This is a genomic window from Paenibacillus sp. FSL M7-0134 (assembly GCF_038007865.1).
In the GTDB taxonomy this organism is placed as follows: Bacteria; Bacillota; Bacilli; order Paenibacillales; family Paenibacillaceae; genus Paenibacillus; species Paenibacillus polymyxa_B.
This window is the reverse complement of sequence record NZ_JBBOXV010000002.1, coordinates 1,134,128-1,151,612: the sequence shown is the minus strand read 5'-3', so window position 1 is coordinate 1,151,612 and position 17,485 is coordinate 1,134,128. Positions and strand designations below refer to the sequence as shown.

The following is a 17,485-nucleotide window of genomic DNA, read 5'->3' as shown; positions in this document are numbered from 1 at the left end:
TGATCCTTCAATCCGAAGATTACTATATCACAAAACCAACTATTTTTGTAGGTTTTATTACAATAAAATAGTTAAGCAACTTCCACTTTGGGTTTTATTAAAAATGCCAAACAGCAAGCCTTCATCTTTCGAAGGCTTGCTGTTTTTTGTCCTGAACACAACGACATGTATTCAACTTAGGCGTAAAATTTTTATCAGCCGTTAGACGATCACTGTGTATAACAGTTCCTGTTCCTTAACCACTTTATGCTGATTATCAGCGGACTCCAACTCGCTAAACTGAGCTACATTCGTAACAATAACAGGCGTTATCGTTTCGTAACCAGCCTTGCGGATTTCCACCAGATCAAACTCCAGCACGAGGTCTCCTACCTTCACGCGATCTCCTGCTTTAAGATGAGGCGTAAAATGAAGTCCTTTTAGTTTAACCGTATCCATCCCAACGTGAATGAGCATTTCAAGTCCTGAATCACTCACCAATCCAACAGCATGCCCACTTTTGGAAATGGAGAACACTGTGCCATCCACTGGGGAAACAACCCGGCCTTCGGATGGTTCAATAGCCCAACCTCTACCCATGATTTCTTGAGAAAATGCAGGGTCATTGACTTCACTGAGCGGCTTAACTTCACCCATAATCGGGCTGTATACCGGGATTTTCTCACCTTTCGGCAGTGAGGACACAGCAGATTGTGCTATTTCATCAGTAGAGATGTTTCCGGCAGCGTCTGTTGTTGCTTGTGGTGCTTCTTCGTTCTTTTCATCTGTAAAGCCGATCAAATAGGTAACAATCGTAGCAACCACAAATGCAATAATGAGACCAAGGATTGCGTATAAGAAAGTCGGTCCAATAAACATCGCCAGACCAGGCACACCAACCAATCCACCCATGACATACGCTTTTGTACCAAACAAGCTCATGAAGCCCCCGCCGACAGCTCCGCCGATCAACGCAGCAGTAAATGGTTTTTTAAACCGCATATTTACACCATACATTGCAGGCTCAGTTACACCCATAATAGCTGTCAAGCTCGTCGAGAAAGCCACTGTTTTGACTTTGGCATTTTTTGATTTTAAGAATACACCCAGTGCAGCACCAGCCTGTGCCAAGTTGGCTGCTCCCATAATTGGAATCATGTAGTCAAAGCCCAACGTTGCAATCGATCCAATCATAATAGGAACCAACGCATAGTGCATACCTGTCATAATGATCAGGGAGAAGGTACCGCCTAGCAGCAGACCTGCAAGTGCACCTGTATTTTCAAACAACCAAGAGATACCGCCTGACAGGCCATTACCAATAATGGAGCCGAGCGGCCCTACAGCAACCAAAGTCAAAGGTACAATAATCAATAAAGTCAATGTCGGAACAACGAGCAACTTCAGTGATGCATGTGTATACTTATCAATGAATTTTTCAACATAAGATGCCAGCCAGACCGCAATAACGATTGGAATAACGGTCGAAGAATACGTGGCCGCTGTCACCGGAAGACCAATAAAGCTAACCTTCACGTTAGATGCCAGTAAAGCTGTAATCGTCGGGTGCAAAATGGAAGCACCAATCGCCGCACCAATAAACATATTACTGCCGAGTTTTCTAGCAGCACTGACAGCCAGAATAATAGGCAGGAAGTAGAACGCACCGTCACCTATTGCCGCTAAAATCGTATAGGTTTGACTCTTATCGGACATCCAGTTCATGGCCACTAAAAGAGCAATGATCCCTTTGATCATACCTGCGCCGGTGATCGCTGGCAAAATCGGTGTAAACATACCCGCTATAAAGTCGAACAGTTTGCTGATCGGGTTTTGTTTTTTCTTAGATGCAGTACTTGCTCCTGAGTCACTTTGCGGAGCCTTGGACATGTTGCTCACCAACGATTTGTACACGTTAGCTACATCATTACCGATAATAACCTGAAACTGGCCGCCACTCTCCATGACTCCCATGACGCCATCCGTTTTCTGCAACTGCTCTTTCTGAGCTTTCTTATCATCATGAAGGTTGAAGCGCAAGCGGGTCATGCAGTGAATGACCTGCTCTACGTTTTCTTCACCACCAACCAGTGTAAGTATCTCTTTGGATAATTGATTTCGATCCATGAGGTGTTCCTCTTTTCTTTTAAGGTATAAAATAAAATGCGCAAATGGGCAATAAAAAAACCTGAATACAGAAAGCAGACAGCTTTATAAAAAGCCAATCTTCTTTCAGCATTCAGGTTTTGCCTTCTGGTTTAGAAGTAGCAATCCTAAATCCCTGATCATACATAAAATCATTGATTTTTAATGATACGCTCGATATGAATGGTGAGATACAACATCTCATCCTGGGACAAGCTTCGACCATAGATTTTAGTGGTATAATCTCTTATTTTTTCCGCGCAGGCGTAAGCATTCTTATACTGAACCTTAACCATATCATGAAGGGAATTATCTGTATTTTGTACAGGGGTCCCATTCATTACCCGTTGAGCAAAAAATTTGAGATGTGTAATAAAGCGGTAATAGCTTAACGACTCTTCATCCAGATCCATTACAAAAAAGCGACTTACAATATTTATGATATCCTTGACAATGTTAGTCAGGGTTATCGTTTCGCGCATTTCGCTATTAAGCTGTGCATTCACCAAATGTAAGGCGATAAATGCTCCTTCATCATCTGGAAGTGTAACTCCCAGCTTGTCCTGAATCATGTGCAATGCTTTGGTCCCAATCGTGAATTCCTTACGGTACATTCGCTTGATTTCCCAGTAAAGTGCATTTTTGATATCCATACCCAAGCGATAACGCTCTATGGCAAAATGGATATGATCCGTCAGCGAAATATAGATGCTGTCATGCAACTCTACACCAAGTATCGTTTTGGCATATTGGATGATTTCATCAGAAATTTCAACATATTCAATAGGGATATCAGACATCAGGGTCATGAGTTTGCGGGAAACCTCGGTACTTTCAAGTTTGAAAATTTTCTCGATTTTCTCTTCTTCAATCTCATCGCCTGTGTTTTTTTTAAAAGCAATTCCTCTTCCCATAATGACTAATTCTTTCTGCTGTTCATCAATGACCGTTACGACGTTATTATTCAGCACCTTTGCTATCTTCATTCCATCACCTTAAGCCGCTTGGAGTAGTAAAAAAAGGCAATACCAAAACTGACACATAGTGCCTGCTTATGGTTTTGCCCGATACGCTCAGTAACAATCCACGATTGTGCAGTTTTGAATAACTGACACCATAATATCATATAAAGACTGAGGTGACAAGTTTTTTTGTAAACACTTTCATGAGGCTTTTGGGCGTTGGCACGCCTTAGCTGCCAGGGCTCTTTTCCACAACCGAGTTCGGAGAAGGAGAAGCATTCATGCCAGATGTGGACACTACTTGCGAATGCTCATCTTTTTCATCCACAAAGCCCATAAAATACGTAATTACGCCAGCTGTAACTAGTGAGATTAACATTCCCAAAATAGCATATATAAATGTAGGACCGACGAATAATCCCAAGCTGGGCAGACCTGATATACCACCAATAGCCGTTGCTTCAGTTTCAAATAAACTCATAAATGCACCACCGAGAGCCCCTCCGATCAACGCCGCAACAAAAGACTTCTTAAAGCGCATTGTGACTCCATACATCGCCGGCTCAACCACCCCCATCATGGCAAGCAAGCCTGTCCAAAAGGCCAGCGTTTTCACTTTGACATTTTTGGATTTAAAAAGCACGCCAAATGCTGCACCTGCCTGGGCAAGTACCGCTGCCACTACCACAGGAAAGACATGATCGTAGCCCAGTGTTGCAAGCGAGCTGATCATAATCGGTACCATTATATATTGCATACCTGCCATAATAAGCAAAGACATCGCGCCCCCGAGCAGCAGCCCTGCAAACACTCCTGCATTATCAAATAGCCATGCGAGTCCATCCGATAAATGTTGACCGAGATAACCCCACAACGGGCCAAGAACGAACATCATCAAAGGTATAAAAATCATCAGAGTCAAAGTCGGGACAGCCACTACTTTAAGCCAATAGGGGGTATGCTTGTCTAACCATTTTTCCACATACGACGCCATCCAAACGACAACAAGCATTAGTATTATGGAAGAAGCAGACTGCCCGTCTATGACTGACAAGTCGCCAAAGCGAACCTCCTCACCAGACTGGAACAACTCTGTCAGGCGGGGATGCAATACTGATGCTCCGATGGCAGCCGCAACAATCATATTGCTGTTCAGCTTTCTTGCCGCACTTGCCGCAAATAGAATGGGCAAAAAATAGAATACCCCATCGCTGATAACCAATAAAATGGTATACGCCTGTTGATCAGATAACAAACTACTAAATACCTGTTGGTCTGAAAACAAAAAACCTAAGGACATGAAAATAGATATTAATACCTTGATCATTCCCGCCCCAATCATTGCCGGCAAGATCGGAGTGAATACGCCTGATACATAATCTAATAGACGACTTATCGGATTTCTCCCTGTGGCAGCTCTGTAACTTCCGGAAGTCTGCTCCTGTTCATCTTCTCCCCTGACCTGCGAAATCATTTCTTTGGAAAGTAAATCCCGATTCATAACTACCTTTTCCCCTTTTTATATGTATATTGAAGACCACTTTCGAACTTACCAAACCAAGCTTAGAAGAATATTGTAATAAAAGCGGTATTCCTTATGCTACTTATATTACTTCTTTTTTACAATAGTTTTAAAGAAGGAGTAATCTATTCGTTTTTATGCACCTGATAATTTACATCTAACTTACATCTAAACACCTAAGACCATAGTTATATATTTTTTGTTTGTTTTTGGGCAAATATGACTATTCAACCGCCTGTTAATTATGTAAAATAGGTCTAACCTACTTTTTAGTAAATCATGGATTACTTCCCTTTCACATTCTTGTCCCTTGAATACAGCTGAAATATACATAGAATCCGAACATTTTCAGTCTTTTCTTCAAGCAAGGAGAGGAAAACAAGTAGATCATGGCGTGCCTAGTATCTTATTGGACAAGCGGCCTACATCAAGCAGGGGAATTCGTCTGATTTTATTACCATCATGTGAGAGGAGAATTTTCATGAAGAGTTTTAATCGTTCCATTGGCGCGAAATTACGAATTATGTTTTTGCTGATTCAGCTCTTTGCATCCCTTTTGTTCAGCATCAGTTTCTATGCAATATCCATGAGTATCATTAATAACAGTGTCATGCCTCAGGTAGACCAATTGCTAGAAACTGGAGCTAAAAATGTGTATCAGGATCTCAATATTTCCTTAGCCGTTCAGGCCCAACAAGGAAGCGGTTCTGATTCCGGCTCCGCTATACAGATGGAATCCTATCTTCAGGACAAGGTCGATACTCTCAAATTAGAATCGGCATATATCGCGCTAGTAAAGGATGGTAAAGCCGAAGTCGTCGCACGGAATGTAAAATCAGTATACAAGGTCAAGGATGCACTCATTCCTGTAGAGGATATTAAAAAAGCAAAACAAGGCGAGATGAATATCAGTGAAATTTACAGCGATTCGTACGGAGTACACAAAACCGCCTTCTTTGCTATATCGGGTAGTAATCTAGTTCTGGGTGTGAACGAAGATGTCGGATTCGTACAGGAAAAATCCCAACAAATTTTATGGATTTGCATAGGTATTACAGTGGCAACGCTCCTGCTGGGCGGAATTATTTCTACCCTCGTGATACGTAAAGTTGTAGAACCCATTGCTGAATTGGTTCGTCATAGCGAAAAAATCGCTCAAGGTGATCTTTCACAAGAAGCGAAGGTTCATGGAGTCAATGAAATTGCCCAACTTGCCCGCAGCTTCCAATCAATGTCTCATAACTTGAAAGAAATGATCGGCCATGTGCTTTCTACATCCAGTGCGGTTGTTGAAGGATCGGACGAGCTGCTTCGTCGGACTGAGGCTATGAGTGTAAAAGTGCAGGACTCTACAGTTGCCGCAGAGGAAGTAGCAAAGGGCAGTACCAGCATAGCTACAACTGCTGCTGAAAATGCACAGGCTATGGAGGAAATCGCTCAAGGTGTTCAGCACATCGCCTCCTCTGCCAATGATGTATCCGATCAAATCAGTGAAGCAACCAAAGAAACGGTTAACGGTAATACGCTCGCTCAAAAAGCTGTAGCTCAAATGTCACAGGTAGGACATGCTGCCGATGAATCGCTTCGATACATCCATAGTATGAATGAGCGCTCAGAAGCCATTGGCAGTATCGTTTCGGCTATTTTCGATATTACGAAGCAAATTCAAATGTTGTCCCTGAATGCCTCCATTGAAGCTGCCCGTGCGGGCGAACATGGACGGGGCTTCGCCGTAGTAGCTGGAGAAGTACGCAAGCTTGCCGAGCAATCTAAAGAAGCCACACAAGAAATTTCTGACTATTTGGTTACCATTCAAGAAGTATCGCAACAATCTGTGGACTCTGTGACCCAGGTTAGCCGTGAAATTCATTCAGGAACGGAAATGGTTCAACAAGCGAGCTCAGCCTTTAACCAGCTAAGTGAGCTTATGCAAAAGATCAATGCTACGATTCAAACGGTATCTGCAGCAACGGAGCAAGTATCCGCCAGCTCGGAGGAAGTATCTGCTTCCGTGGAAGAGACAGCTCTCATCGCTGCCAATGCACAGCATATGATTCAAGAAATCGGTTTTAACGCCGATGAGCAACTGAATGAAATGGAAAGCCACAGCGAGGTTGTTCGCCAATTAAGCAAACAAGCAACCGAGCTGCAAAAGGCAGTTCAAAAATTTAAAATTACGTAAGCCGATACAATAGAGGATTTTGCAAAAATCCCATAAGCGACTTCCAATGGACAAGATGTAGATCGAAATGGTTTAGTTCGTCTATATCTTGCACTTCAGAGCGACTGGAATCGAATTTTGCAAAATCCTGAATAAAAAGAGGTATCTCACAGTCTTGAAAATGGCTGTAGAGATACCTCTTTATTTTTTAAAAGCGATTTTAATAATCATCCATGAAGTTTATGAATTCATTCCCATAATACGATAAATTTGCTCCATATCTAAATGAGCCCGTACCACCTCTGCGACACGGTCAAACTCTCGTTCCTTGGCTTCACGTACAGTAAAAGTGCTTTCTAAAGGTGCCAAGCCCTTAGCTTGTCGCAATCCATCCAGCCAGCACCGGCGAAAACGGTCATTATCAAACACACCGTGCAAATAGGTTCCCCATACTTTACCGTCTGTCGTACCCCAGCCTTCCTCAAAAGCTGTTCCTTCGCCACGCCGGATATGGAATAGCCTTTTCATTTCGCTTAGGTTAAAAGTTATATCTGTAGGTTCGTATGGTTCCGTAACATACTCCGTAACGCCCATATGTATTTCATAGCCTTCAATGCTTGGCTTAGAGGCAGAACCCGAATCAGGCGCAGTACTAAGCAAAAGCGGGCAATGATTAGACAGGGTTCCCTGTACGCGTACGGTTTGCTTTTCCTTTAAAAAGGTCGTGGATAGAGCCAGCCAACCTAACCCTTCTGCCTGCTGCGGCAACCCAGATTCGACGGCTTGGGGATCAAATAGCGCTGTACCCAGCATCTGATAACCTCCACAAATGCCAACTAGCTGTGTGCGTCCAGTATTCATAGCCTGCCGAATGTCTTTCTCCAGACCTCTCTCACGCAATTCCAGCAGGTCTCCAATGGTGTCTTTGGTCCCCGGTAAGATAATGGCGTCCGGTACGCCCAACTGTCCGGATTCTGTGACATAACGAACACTCACATCCGGCTCTGCGGCCAGAGCATCCGTGTCCGTAAAATTGGAAATCCGCGGATATCGTATCACTGCAATATCCAGTTCTTTATCCTCTGCTGATCGCTTGGGCTTCTTATCCAGTACTACCGAATCCTCTGCTTCAATGCGAATGTCTGGTAGATAGGGCAATACACCGAGTACAGGAATGCCCGTCCGTTCTTCCAGCCAGTCTAATCCCGGTTGAAGCAGAGACAGATCACCTCTGAATTTGTTAATGATAAATCCGCGGATACGCTGTACTTCATGGGGTTCCAGTAACTCGATGGTTCCTACGAGAGAGGCAAAAACACCCCCCCGGTCGATATCTGAAATAAGCAACACTGGTGCATCCGCCCAACCTGCCAAATTCATATTTACGATATCTCGGTCCTTCAAATTAATCTCTGCCGGGCTGCCTGCCCCTTCCATAAGGACAATATCATAGGTATCACGCAACCGATTCAGAGCATCCATAACGGTCTGTTTGGCTTTTGGCAAAAAATCCTTCCGGTAATCGGAGGCGCTCATATAGGCATAAGGTACACCGTGTACAACAATTTGTGAGTGCATATCTTTGACTGGCTTAATCAGAATCGGATTCATGTCAGTCGTGGCCTCAATACCGCAGGCCTCAGCCTGCACCCCCTGAGCGCGTCCAATTTCCTTGCCGTCCTCAGTAACATAAGAGTTTAACGCCATATTTTGCGACTTAAACGGTGCGGGACGATATCCGTCCTGCGTAAAAATACGGCAAAGCGCAGTTGTCACCACGCTTTTGCCCACATCCGACGCTGTTCCTTGAAGCATCAATACGGCTGCCGGGTTCGTGCAGGACGGTTCGAAAGTTGACAATTGCCTCTTCCCCTTTAACGAATTCATTTCAAATCTGGTCACAACCCGTACAAAATTACAATAAACAACAATAAAACAGTCTCCAGCAATTCGTTTAAAGTTCCGTATATATCTCCCGTAAGTCCACCCAAGCGGCGGTTAATACGGTTTGCCGTGAAGGTTCCAACACCGTAAGCCAAGACCGGAATCAACACAAAACCTATCGAGATTGGAAGGCTCTCAGAATATGAAAGGAACGTCTGTATGGTTGATCCTGCCAACGACAGATTCCCAGTATCCCTTGTTGCTGTAGCCAAACCTGCCAGAAGATATTGTCCTACGGCAGCACTCAGGGTCACTAATACAGCCCAGAATACGGCTAACCCTACGCGGCCACCACTCATATCAGCAAAACGCGCAGCCAGCCCATCATCATTACGGGCTTTAGGCCAGCGCTTCATTGCATGTACCATAAACCAGCGGCTCCAAACCATCGGAAGCAGCAGTAAGCCAGACACATTCCGTTCAACCAACACTGTATACAGCAAAGAAGCCTTGAGCATGAGTAGCAACACACAAGCAATAACGCCCATTGCTCCTACACGGCTATCCTTCATAATCTCCAGCATCCGCTCACGGGATCGGTAGCTGAACAAGGCATCAGCCGCGTCCATCCACCCGTCCAAATGCAATCCGCCCGTCAACCAAACCCAGACAACAAGCGTAAGAATCGCACACGGCAACGGCGGCAACACCATAGAAGTAAGCGCCGCAAAGCCCCAGACAATGATGCCAATAACCACTCCGACCAGCGGATAATAACTTGCACTGCGTTTAAGCAAATCCGGGGAAAAATCCAATTCCGCCTTCACCGGAAGACGCGTTAAAAATTGAAAAGCCGCAGCAACAGCCTGACGTTCGCGGCTCATAGCTTATATTCCAACTGTTTGAGTTCTACGGGAATGCCCGCCGTCACCAAAAATACTTCATCACAAAGACGGGCAATCCGCTGATTCATAACCCCACTCAAATCCCGATACAGCCGACCAAGCGGATATTCGGGCACAATACCGTCACCAACCTCGTTGGTCACGATGACGAGCTGCCCCGGATACTGCTCCACAGCTGCCGCCAGTTCATTAATGGCAGCTCTGGACGCAGCTTCGCCGTCCTCGCCTGCGGCCAGCAGCACGTTCGACAGCCACAGGGTCAGGCAGTCGACTAGCACCATAGGCGCGGGTGATGGCTGCGACGCTTGATCGCCGCCAAGCCGTCGCAGCAGCTCCGGCAGCGCCTTCGCTTCCTCCAGCGTCTGCCAGTCGTATCCGGCAGACTCGCGCTGGACCCGATGAAGGGCGATGCGCTCCTTCATCTCCATGTCATAGGCTTGCGCCGTTGCAATGTAGCAGGCGCCAGGCGCGCGCGACATGCATAATCGCTCGGCAAAGCCGCTTTTCCCGCTGCGTGCCCCGCCAGTCACGAGCGCTTTCATCGCTGCGCGGCTCCCTGACCGTCCGATACGCCTGCATCGGCAAAGGTCGCCATTTCGCGCATAATGCGGCACGCCGCATCAATCAGGTGCAAGCTAAGCGCACCGCCTGTGCCCTCCCCGAGCCGCATGTCCAAATGAAGCATGGGCTCCAGCTTGAGCTGCCGGAGCACCGCCGCGTGCCCGCGCTCGTCCGAGGCGTGCGATGCAAGCATGTACGCAGCGCTTGCAGGCGCAAGTGCACGCGCTACGAGGGCGGCTGCGCCTGAAATAAAGCCGTCCAACACAACTGGACAGCGATGTGCGGCTGCCCCGAGGATGACTCCTGCCAAGGCGGCAATCTCTAGACCGCCGACCTTAGTGAGTACGTCGAACGCATCATTTGCATCTGGCTGGTTCACGTCCAATGCGCGGCAGACAACCGATATTTTACGGGTAAGCCCAGCCATATCTACACCCGTCCCCCGGCCTACGATAACTTCCGGCTCCAGTCCGGTGAGAGCACATACGACCGCAGCGCTGGCTGTCGTATTCCCGATGCCCAGCTCTCCGGTAACGAATAGCCGTGTGCCACCTTTGACCGCTTCTGCTACGGCTTCTGCTCCGGCCAAAACCGCCTGTTCCGCTTCTGTACGCAGCATCGCTGGCCCTTTAGCTATATTCGAAGTACCCATGCGTACCTTACGGTCCACCAGATTCGCGTGAGCGACATCCGCATTCACGCCAACATCTACCACCTTGACATCTGCGCCCGCATGGCGTGCCAGCACATTAATTGCCGCGCCACCTGACAGCATGTTATACAGCATTTGCTGTGTAACCTCAGCCGGAAAGGCACTGACTCCCTCTTCACACACCCCGTGATCCGCAGCCATGACCATAACCGTTTTACGATCAAATTCAGGCTTGTCCACTCCTGTAATTCCTGCTAGCTTGATGGCCACACTTTCCAACTTTCCAAGACTTCCCGGTGGCTTTGTTAATTGGTCCAAATGGGCTGAAGCTGCCGAGGCCGCCACCCCATCCGGCTGGGCAATGCTATCGATCAGCTGACGCAGCTTGTTGTTCATAACTTCCACTCCCTGCTCTTTTTAAGTGTGTTTCATCGTTTATTTAATCTGCTGTATCCGAAGCACTCCTGCGCAGCAAGAGCTGCGGCACACCGCTATCGGGATGCGGAAGCATCACAGGCTCAACACCGTATACTCGTCGAATCCGATCCTCGGTTAATAACTTCGATGAAGCTCCCAATCCTTCAACCATTCCATCTTTGAGTACAAGCAAATCTTCGCAAAATTGGGCTGTCAAGTTAAGATCATGCAAGACCGCAATAATCGTCACACCCGTTTCTTGGCGCCAATCTGCCAACAGTTCCATAAATTCAAGCTGATAGCGCAAGTCCAGATAGGTCGTAGGCTCGTCCAGCAGCAATATTCGTGGCTCCTGCACCATTACTTTTGCCAAAGCTACACGCTGTCGCTGTCCCCCACTCAAGCGGTCCAATGCTCTGTCCGCCAGCGTGGTAAGACCCAATCGCTCTAGCACGCGATCCGTGATCGCCTCCACATCAACACCCTTTTCCCTGCCTAGCCAGTCCTGATGAGGAAAACGTCCCATTTCTACGACTTCCCTGACGGTGTATCCCACTGGAGGAAGCCCTTCCTGTTGGAGTACGGCTATGAGTCGGGAAAGCTCTTTTCTGCTGTAGCTACCGACCTTTTTGCCATAGATATGAACGTTTCCCGAAGTTGGCTGATCTACACCGGAAAGCAAATGCAGCAAGGTGGATTTTCCACTGCCGTTCGGACCAATAATCCCCCACCAAGTTCCTTCGTCGACGCTCCAGCTTATATTCTTTAACGCATGGAACTCTCCATAGGCACGTGTTAGACCCGCTACCTCTAACGCCCGATCACGTACCTTCTGTTGTTCACTTTGTTCTGTCACAGCATTTCCCCCCTGCGCAGCTTCTTGTTCCGGTACAGGAGATATGCGAAGAACGGTGCCCCAACAAAGGCCGTCATCACGCCCAGAGGAATTTCCGTGGGGGCTAACAACGTGCGAGCCGCCGTATCTGCCCAAGCCATAAAAATAGCTCCACCGAGCGCAGATAATGGAACAATCATCCGGTAATCAGGCCCTGTCACCAGACGAATGATATGCGGTACAACGAGTCCCACAAAGCCAATCACTCCACATACCGAGACAGCGGCTGCTGTCAGTAGCGTGGAAATGATCAGAACAGATAGCTTCGTCGCATCTACATGAACTCCCATGTGAGCCGCCTGACGTTCACCCAAAGCCAAAATATTCAGCACACGTGCCCGATTCCATAGAAATACCAGTCCTATGACCACATAAGGTAAAAGGATTCCTGTATATGACCAACCGCGCAGGCTAAGACTTCCCATCGTCCAGTACAATATTTCATTGACCGTCTCCTTCGACATGGCTGTCAGAAAGGAAACAACCGCCCCCAGAAAGGATTGCATCACCACACCCGACAAAATGAGACTTTGTGTCGGAATTTTTCCACCTTCCCGTGCCAACGTCAGCACCATCCACAGCGTCAGCATTCCGGTCGTAAATGCCACTAGCGGCAGCGTCCATATGCCAACAAATGAAAATTGAAGGCCCCAATAAATCAGTACTGCCGCTCCTACCGAAGCCCCCGAGGATACCCCCAGTGTATACGGATCAGCCAAAGGATTACGCAGCACACCCTGAAATCCGGCTCCCGCCAGCGCCAGCGCTGCTCCTACCAACATTCCCAGTAACACTCGTGGCAATCTGACCTTCAAAATAATTTGCTCTGAGGATGTATTCCAATCCGGTGTAAACGTATCGCCTAACCACGGAAGGTGGTTAACCAGAATGCCCGTGATCTGGCTGACCGGAAGCTTGGCCGAGCCGATGCCAAGACAGAGCAGTAGCGTCAGTAACAGCAGGACAAGACCTGTTCCTCCAAAGCCGATCAGTTTACGGTTCATTTGAAAATTTCAGGATACACGCCCTTGGCCACTTCCTTGAGACCTTCCGTTACGCGTGGACCCGGACGACTAATCAAATTATCATCCACGGCAAATACCCGGTTGTGGCGAACAGCCGATATTTGATCCCATCCACTGCGAGCTTTAATGATTTCGCCGAGCGTTTGACCAGTTTTGTCGTCCTTGACACTTTTGCTGTACAAAATCACGTCAGGGTTCGCAGCAATAATATTTTCCTCACTAATTTGGTACCACCCCTTCTGCGTGGCACCTACATTTTCGCCGCCCGCTAACGTGATCAGCTCGTCCATAAACTCGCCTTTACCAACTGTCCAGCCTGGTGAAAACTCGACGTATACCCGCAGCTTCTGCCCTTTACCGATATTTTTAATTCCTTCTTTCACTTCAGCTACATCTGCTCTCATCTTGTCAGTCACCGCTCTCGCTTCTTTCTGATGATCGGTGATTTTCCCATACAATTCGATGTTAGCCATGACATCTTCAACTGTCTTCGGTTCCGTTTTAAAAATCATAATTCCCATGTCGCGCAGCTTGGTCGTAGCCTGTTCACTAAGTGATATCCCTGCAAAAACGACTTCCGGGTTAGCAGCAATGATCGCCTCTTCGTTCGGTTTCATAATACCGCCCACTTTAGGCTTTTTCGTAGCTGCTTCCGGGTAATCAGAGTAGTCGGAGACGCCAACAATTTCCTTATCCAGCCCGATGGCGAACAGCGCCTCGGTTTCTGCCGGGGAAACGGAAACGATTTTATCCGGCGCTTTTTTGAATGTAAATTCCTGTCCTGTTGTATCCTTAACCGTGAGTGGGTAAACTGTTTTGCCCGGAGGCTCTTGTGCGGTTACGGTCTTTCCTGGCTGCTGTGAAGAAGTCTGATTCTCTTTATTTTCAGCATTTTTCCCATTAGCGCCACATGCACTCAGCACAACTGCCAAAATCAGAACCAATAGACCTGTTGTCCAAACCTTTATTTTTTTTCCTGCCATGATTTGCACCCCTTCATAAAAAAAATCGTTAAGAGCGTTACTTGAGCATCATCAGATATCTTCTAAATCCAGCCTTCTTTTCCTATCAAAAAACCCCCGCATCCTCATATCAGGACACAGGGGTCACGTTAGCGCAGATCGTGCGCAGGCGGCAGCTTCTTTCCGCATGGACAGTCACTGCGAACACGTCATCCTTTCCTCGAAGGATTATGGTGACAGGCGGACGGGCAGGTATCCTGACTTATGGTAAGATGCATGTCCTGAAATTCTTTCATATGCTTAGTAGCACATAAAGCAGGACTAACGGGCATGTTTCCATTTACAGTGGCGGGACCGCGCCGGACTCACACCGACTTCCCTTTTAACAGCGCAGGCAAGGGAAACCATAGTTTCATCACGCTGCGCCGACCTCGTCTGCTGGATATTTGATAAGTGGTAGTCAAGCCGTTCTTTTACTTGATGATTATAGGTTAAAAAGAGGCGGCTTACAACCCAAACAGCCTCTTTATCCGCAGGTGTCTAACCTAATGAGGAAGCATTTCTGCTATGTAATTGTGCCGTCCTGCCAGCCTCAATTGAATCCTAAATGCTTCTCCCGGCCTCGGATTCAGACTCCAAAAATCATGACCCGGTATCAGCATGCAAGCCAACTGACGAATTACGCCACCATGCGTAACGACCAAAACAGAGAGCGGCGCAGCAGTCAAACCCATGGGTTGAACTTCCATAGCAACACGCCATTCATACAGAGAGTCAAGAAATTTCCGTAGACGATTCACAAAATCTGTCCAAGACTCTCCTCCAGGAGGGGTTATCCGTTGTGGCTCATCAATCCAAGCGCGATACAAAGACACATCCTTGAGCATGTCATACGTTTTTCCATCCCACTCGCCAAAATGAAGCTCTCGCAGACGTGGTTCCATCATAGGAGACATAGTAGATAGGGAATCTCCAGACGTCAATTCTGATTCTGGCACAATGATCTGCAAGGTCTGGCGACATCGCATTAAATCGCTGCAATAGATTCGAGCAAAGGACTGCCCTTGCAATTTTTCTTGCAAAGGCTTTAATTCCTGCTCTGCTCCCGGTAGCAAACCTAAGTCGGAGTGTCCCAGATATCGACGTTCCTTGTTCCATAAGGTTGTGCCGTGACGAACTAACACGAGTTCCATGTCCCAATGCAGATCTTCTTTAGCATCATACGGCACCTTATCCTCCTGTGAGTTCGGACTTTGTGCGTATTCTACTCTCCTTTTTGCTGCTATATCTTGTTTCAAGAAATGTCACTTCCTGCTCGATCATTATTCAGTGTGTCACTCCTCACCGCACCCATCCCAAGGCAAAACAACCTGCGGCTCCTAACAAACACAATCCTACAAACATACTGGACACGGCGAACATCAGCTGGATCGTATGCCGTATATCTTTCGACTCTAGCGGTCGTATCCAATCGCCCATGTATGCACGAAAGGAGCGCACGCCATGATACACATTATAGCCTCCAAGACGAATCCCCAGTGCACCAGCAACAGCCGATTCCGGGAAGCCACTGTTCGGGCTTGGGTGCAGACGAGCGTCTCGCTTGACTGTGCGCCAGCTTCTTGCAGCATCTCGCTTGTACATCCACGCCGCTACCACAAGCATTGCCGCTGTCAGGCGTGCCGGAATGTAGTTAGCGACATCATCCAGACGTGCTGAAGCCCAGCCTAAATGCAGATACTTTTCATTTTTATAGCCAACCATGGAATCGAGCGTATTCACAGCACGATAAGCCAGCGCCAAGGGTGCTCCCCCGATCAGGGCATAAAAAAGCGGGGAAATAATCGCGTCCACGATATTTTCAGCGACCGTTTCAACCGTACCGCGTACAATCTCAGGCTCATCAAGCTGTTGCGTATCCCGCCCAACTATCATGCCCAGCTCCCGCCGTGCCGCAGCCAGGTCATCCGCCTGCAACGCTCGGTATACTGCCATTCCTGCGTCCTTTAGTCCTTTGGAAGCAATCGTGGTCGCAATCAGCACCATTTCTACGCCGACAGACAACCACGGATGGATCCAGGCAAGCAAGTGCAATAGCGCCCAGGCGAGCGTAAAGGAGCCTCCCGCCACAATGAGTGGAAGCAGTATACCCGCACGTTTCAACCCCCGGTCACTTCGGGCCTGGCGGCGAATCACTTTTTCCAATGCTGAAATGGCATGTCCCATACCGATGACTGGATGTGGCAACCACCTCGGGTCACCGATCAGCCTGTCCAAAAGATAGGCTGCCAGGATAATCAAGCTAACTGTCACGCCGCTGCTCCTCCTCCAGCACTTCACCCAATACAGACAGCAGCCTGTCGTTGGCTTCTGCATCCTTGACCGCAATTCGAAAATGGCTCGTCGTCAGTCCCGGATACATAGCACAGCTACGTATAAGAATTCCGCGTTGTCCAAGCGCCTGCTGAATCGCCGATGCGCTCCACGTACCCGGCGCCCTTGCCAGCACGTAATTGGCTTCGCCGGGAACGACACCGCAGCCCCATTCCGCCAAGGCGGTCAACAGGCGGTTGCGCTCCGTAGCAATCAGCTCCTGTGTTTGGTGCTCATATGCTTGCCCACTTCTCAAACACGCTTCCCCAGCCAGCAACGCCAATCCATTCACACTCCAGGTCACCTGTTTGGCCGTCATTCGCCGGATATAATCTGGATGAGCAATCGCATAGCCCAATCGCAAGCCAGGAATGGCATAAAATTTGGTCATTGACCGGATCAAAATCACATGAGGATAACGATCCAGCACAGGCAGTAGTGAGATTCGCCGTTCCAGCGGGATAAAATCAATGAATGCTTCATCCACCACCAGCACGGTACCCGTTTTGCCAGCCGCTTCTGCCAGTTCGCACAGCTCCTGCTTACCATATTGCACACCGTTTGGATTATTCGGCTGCCCAAGAAACAAAACATCTACCTGCTCCATGAGCTGAAGGATGTCCTCCACGTCCGCCTTCCATTGAAGCGAGGCCTTCCCGTACACCCGGTTGACCTCAGCTCCGAATTTGCCAGCCAGCTCCGCATATTCTGAAAAACACGGCTCCACTGTACCCACACGCTTAGGAGCCAGTCCCAATAGCAGGAGCGCCATACTTTCAGCCGCTCCGTTTCCGATACTTAACGACTCCGGTGGAACATGCAGTCGCCGTGCGAGCATATTTTTAAAATTCCGATGCCCAGGGTCTGGATAGCGAATCACAGTGTCAAATGAGTGTTGCAGCGCCTCAAGCACCTCCGGCGGTGGACCAAGCGGATTAATATTTGCACTAAAATCTACAAAATCAGCAGCAGCCCCGCCGAATGTCGCCGCAGCTGTTTCCCTGTCACCGCCATGACCGTAAACCTCTATCATTACCTCTCA

At 48.0% G+C, this 17,485-nt stretch carries 14 protein-coding genes and 1 riboswitch; of the genes, 1 reads left to right on the top strand and 13 read right to left on the bottom strand.

Annotation, left to right across the window (positions count from 1 at the left end; all coding sequences use genetic code 11):
- Nucleotides 1-201 precede the first annotated feature (201 nt).
- From NSQ58_RS20760 to NSQ58_RS20750, 3 genes are all read right to left on the bottom strand, one after another.
- A complete protein-coding gene (locus NSQ58_RS20760) occupies nucleotides 202-2,106 on the bottom strand; it encodes a beta-glucoside-specific PTS transporter subunit IIABC (RefSeq protein ID WP_068939932.1) in 1,905 nt (634 codons plus the stop codon).
- 170 nt (nucleotides 2,107-2,276) lie between these two features.
- Nucleotides 2,277-3,110, bottom strand: a complete 834-nt coding sequence (gene licT / locus NSQ58_RS20755; protein ID WP_023987656.1) for a BglG family transcription antiterminator LicT — start codon at nucleotides 3,108-3,110, stop codon at nucleotides 2,277-2,279.
- A gap of 205 nt (nucleotides 3,111-3,315) precedes the next feature.
- Nucleotides 3,316-4,587, bottom strand: a complete 1,272-nt coding sequence (locus NSQ58_RS20750; RefSeq protein WP_341058129.1) for a PTS transporter subunit EIIC — start codon at nucleotides 4,585-4,587, stop codon at nucleotides 3,316-3,318.
- 502 nt (nucleotides 4,588-5,089) lie between these two features.
- On the opposite strand from NSQ58_RS20750, the gene NSQ58_RS20745 reads away from it, so the two are divergent.
- Nucleotides 5,090-6,790 (top strand): methyl-accepting chemotaxis protein, encoded by a 1,701-nt coding sequence (locus NSQ58_RS20745; RefSeq protein WP_341058128.1) that lies wholly within the window; start codon nucleotides 5,090-5,092, stop codon nucleotides 6,788-6,790.
- Between the two features lie 219 nt (nucleotides 6,791-7,009).
- Here the strand turns inward: NSQ58_RS20745 and NSQ58_RS20740 are convergent, their stop codons facing one another.
- The 10 genes from NSQ58_RS20740 to cobD form a co-directional block, all read right to left on the bottom strand.
- Entirely contained in the window at nucleotides 7,010-8,629 is a 1,620-nt protein-coding gene (locus NSQ58_RS20740) for a cobyric acid synthase (protein ID WP_028543011.1), read from the bottom strand.
- Nucleotides 8,630-8,667: 38 nt separating this feature from the next.
- A complete protein-coding gene (gene cobS, locus NSQ58_RS20735) occupies nucleotides 8,668-9,537 on the bottom strand; it encodes an adenosylcobinamide-GDP ribazoletransferase (RefSeq protein ID WP_023987652.1) in 870 nt (289 codons plus the stop codon).
- Nucleotides 9,534-10,100, bottom strand: a complete 567-nt coding sequence (gene cobU, locus NSQ58_RS20730) for a bifunctional adenosylcobinamide kinase/adenosylcobinamide-phosphate guanylyltransferase (RefSeq protein ID WP_023987651.1) — start codon at nucleotides 10,098-10,100, stop codon at nucleotides 9,534-9,536. The genes cobS and cobU overlap by 4 nt, the downstream gene beginning before the upstream one ends.
- Nucleotides 10,097-11,167, bottom strand: a complete 1,071-nt coding sequence (cobT, locus tag NSQ58_RS20725; RefSeq protein ID WP_028543012.1) for a nicotinate-nucleotide--dimethylbenzimidazole phosphoribosyltransferase — start codon at nucleotides 11,165-11,167, stop codon at nucleotides 10,097-10,099. Before cobT ends, cobU begins: the two co-directional genes overlap by 4 nt.
- A gap of 43 nt (nucleotides 11,168-11,210) precedes the next feature.
- Nucleotides 11,211-12,044 (bottom strand): ABC transporter ATP-binding protein, encoded by an 834-nt coding sequence (locus tag NSQ58_RS20720; protein ID WP_028543013.1) that lies wholly within the window; start codon nucleotides 12,042-12,044, stop codon nucleotides 11,211-11,213.
- Nucleotides 12,041-13,087 carry a FecCD family ABC transporter permease gene (locus NSQ58_RS20715; protein ID WP_209941360.1) on the bottom strand — a complete coding sequence of 349 codons (1,047 nt, stop codon included), beginning with the start codon at nucleotides 13,085-13,087 and terminating at the stop codon, nucleotides 12,041-12,043. Before NSQ58_RS20715 ends, NSQ58_RS20720 begins: the two co-directional genes overlap by 4 nt.
- The gene (locus NSQ58_RS20710; protein WP_071559002.1) at nucleotides 13,084-14,091 is read right to left on the bottom strand and encodes an ABC transporter substrate-binding protein; all 1,008 of its coding nucleotides are present in this window, start codon (nucleotides 14,089-14,091) and stop codon (nucleotides 13,084-13,086) included. Before NSQ58_RS20710 ends, NSQ58_RS20715 begins: the two co-directional genes overlap by 4 nt.
- 209 nt (nucleotides 14,092-14,300) lie before the next feature.
- Nucleotides 14,301-14,494, bottom strand: a riboswitch (cobalamin riboswitch).
- A gap of 121 nt (nucleotides 14,495-14,615) precedes the next feature.
- Nucleotides 14,616-15,368, bottom strand: coding sequence for a histidine phosphatase family protein (locus NSQ58_RS20705; RefSeq protein ID WP_339201655.1), 753 nt, complete (start codon nucleotides 15,366-15,368; stop codon nucleotides 14,616-14,618).
- A 43-nt stretch (nucleotides 15,369-15,411) separates the two neighbouring features.
- On the bottom strand, nucleotides 15,412-16,383 hold the full coding sequence (cbiB, locus tag NSQ58_RS20700) for an adenosylcobinamide-phosphate synthase CbiB (RefSeq protein WP_023987645.1): 972 nt from the start codon (nucleotides 16,381-16,383) through the stop codon (nucleotides 15,412-15,414).
- Entirely contained in the window at nucleotides 16,373-17,476 is a 1,104-nt protein-coding gene (cobD, locus tag NSQ58_RS20695; RefSeq protein ID WP_053324909.1) for a threonine-phosphate decarboxylase CobD, read from the bottom strand. Before cobD ends, cbiB begins: the two co-directional genes overlap by 11 nt.
- Nucleotides 17,477-17,485: the final 9 nt, after the last annotated feature.

Bases quoted from the DNA above. Each gene is read 5' to 3' on its own strand.
- cobS (WP_023987652.1), bottom strand. From the start codon at position 9,537: ATGAGCCGCGAACGTCAGGCTGTTGCTGCGGCTTTTCAATTTTTAACG.
- NSQ58_RS20710 (WP_071559002.1), bottom strand. From the start codon at position 14,091: ATGGCAGGAAAAAAAATAAAGGTTTGGACAACAGGTCTATTGGTTCTG.
- NSQ58_RS20750 (WP_341058129.1), bottom strand. From the start codon at position 4,587: ATGAATCGGGATTTACTTTCCAAAGAAATGATTTCGCAGGTCAGGGGA.
- cobD (WP_053324909.1), bottom strand. From the start codon at position 17,476: ATGATAGAGGTTTACGGTCATGGCGGTGACAGGGAAACAGCTGCGGCG.
- NSQ58_RS20745 (WP_341058128.1), top strand. From the start codon at position 5,090: ATGAAGAGTTTTAATCGTTCCATTGGCGCGAAATTACGAATTATGTTT.
- NSQ58_RS20760 (WP_068939932.1), bottom strand. From the start codon at position 2,106: ATGGATCGAAATCAATTATCCAAAGAGATACTTACACTGGTTGGTGGT.
- cobT (WP_028543012.1), bottom strand. From the start codon at position 11,167: ATGAACAACAAGCTGCGTCAGCTGATCGATAGCATTGCCCAGCCGGAT.
- NSQ58_RS20715 (WP_209941360.1), bottom strand. From the start codon at position 13,087: ATGAACCGTAAACTGATCGGCTTTGGAGGAACAGGTCTTGTCCTGCTG.
- cobU (WP_023987651.1), bottom strand. From the start codon at position 10,100: ATGAAAGCGCTCGTGACTGGCGGGGCACGCAGCGGGAAAAGCGGCTTT.
- licT (WP_023987656.1), bottom strand. From the start codon at position 3,110: ATGAAGATAGCAAAGGTGCTGAATAATAACGTCGTAACGGTCATTGAT.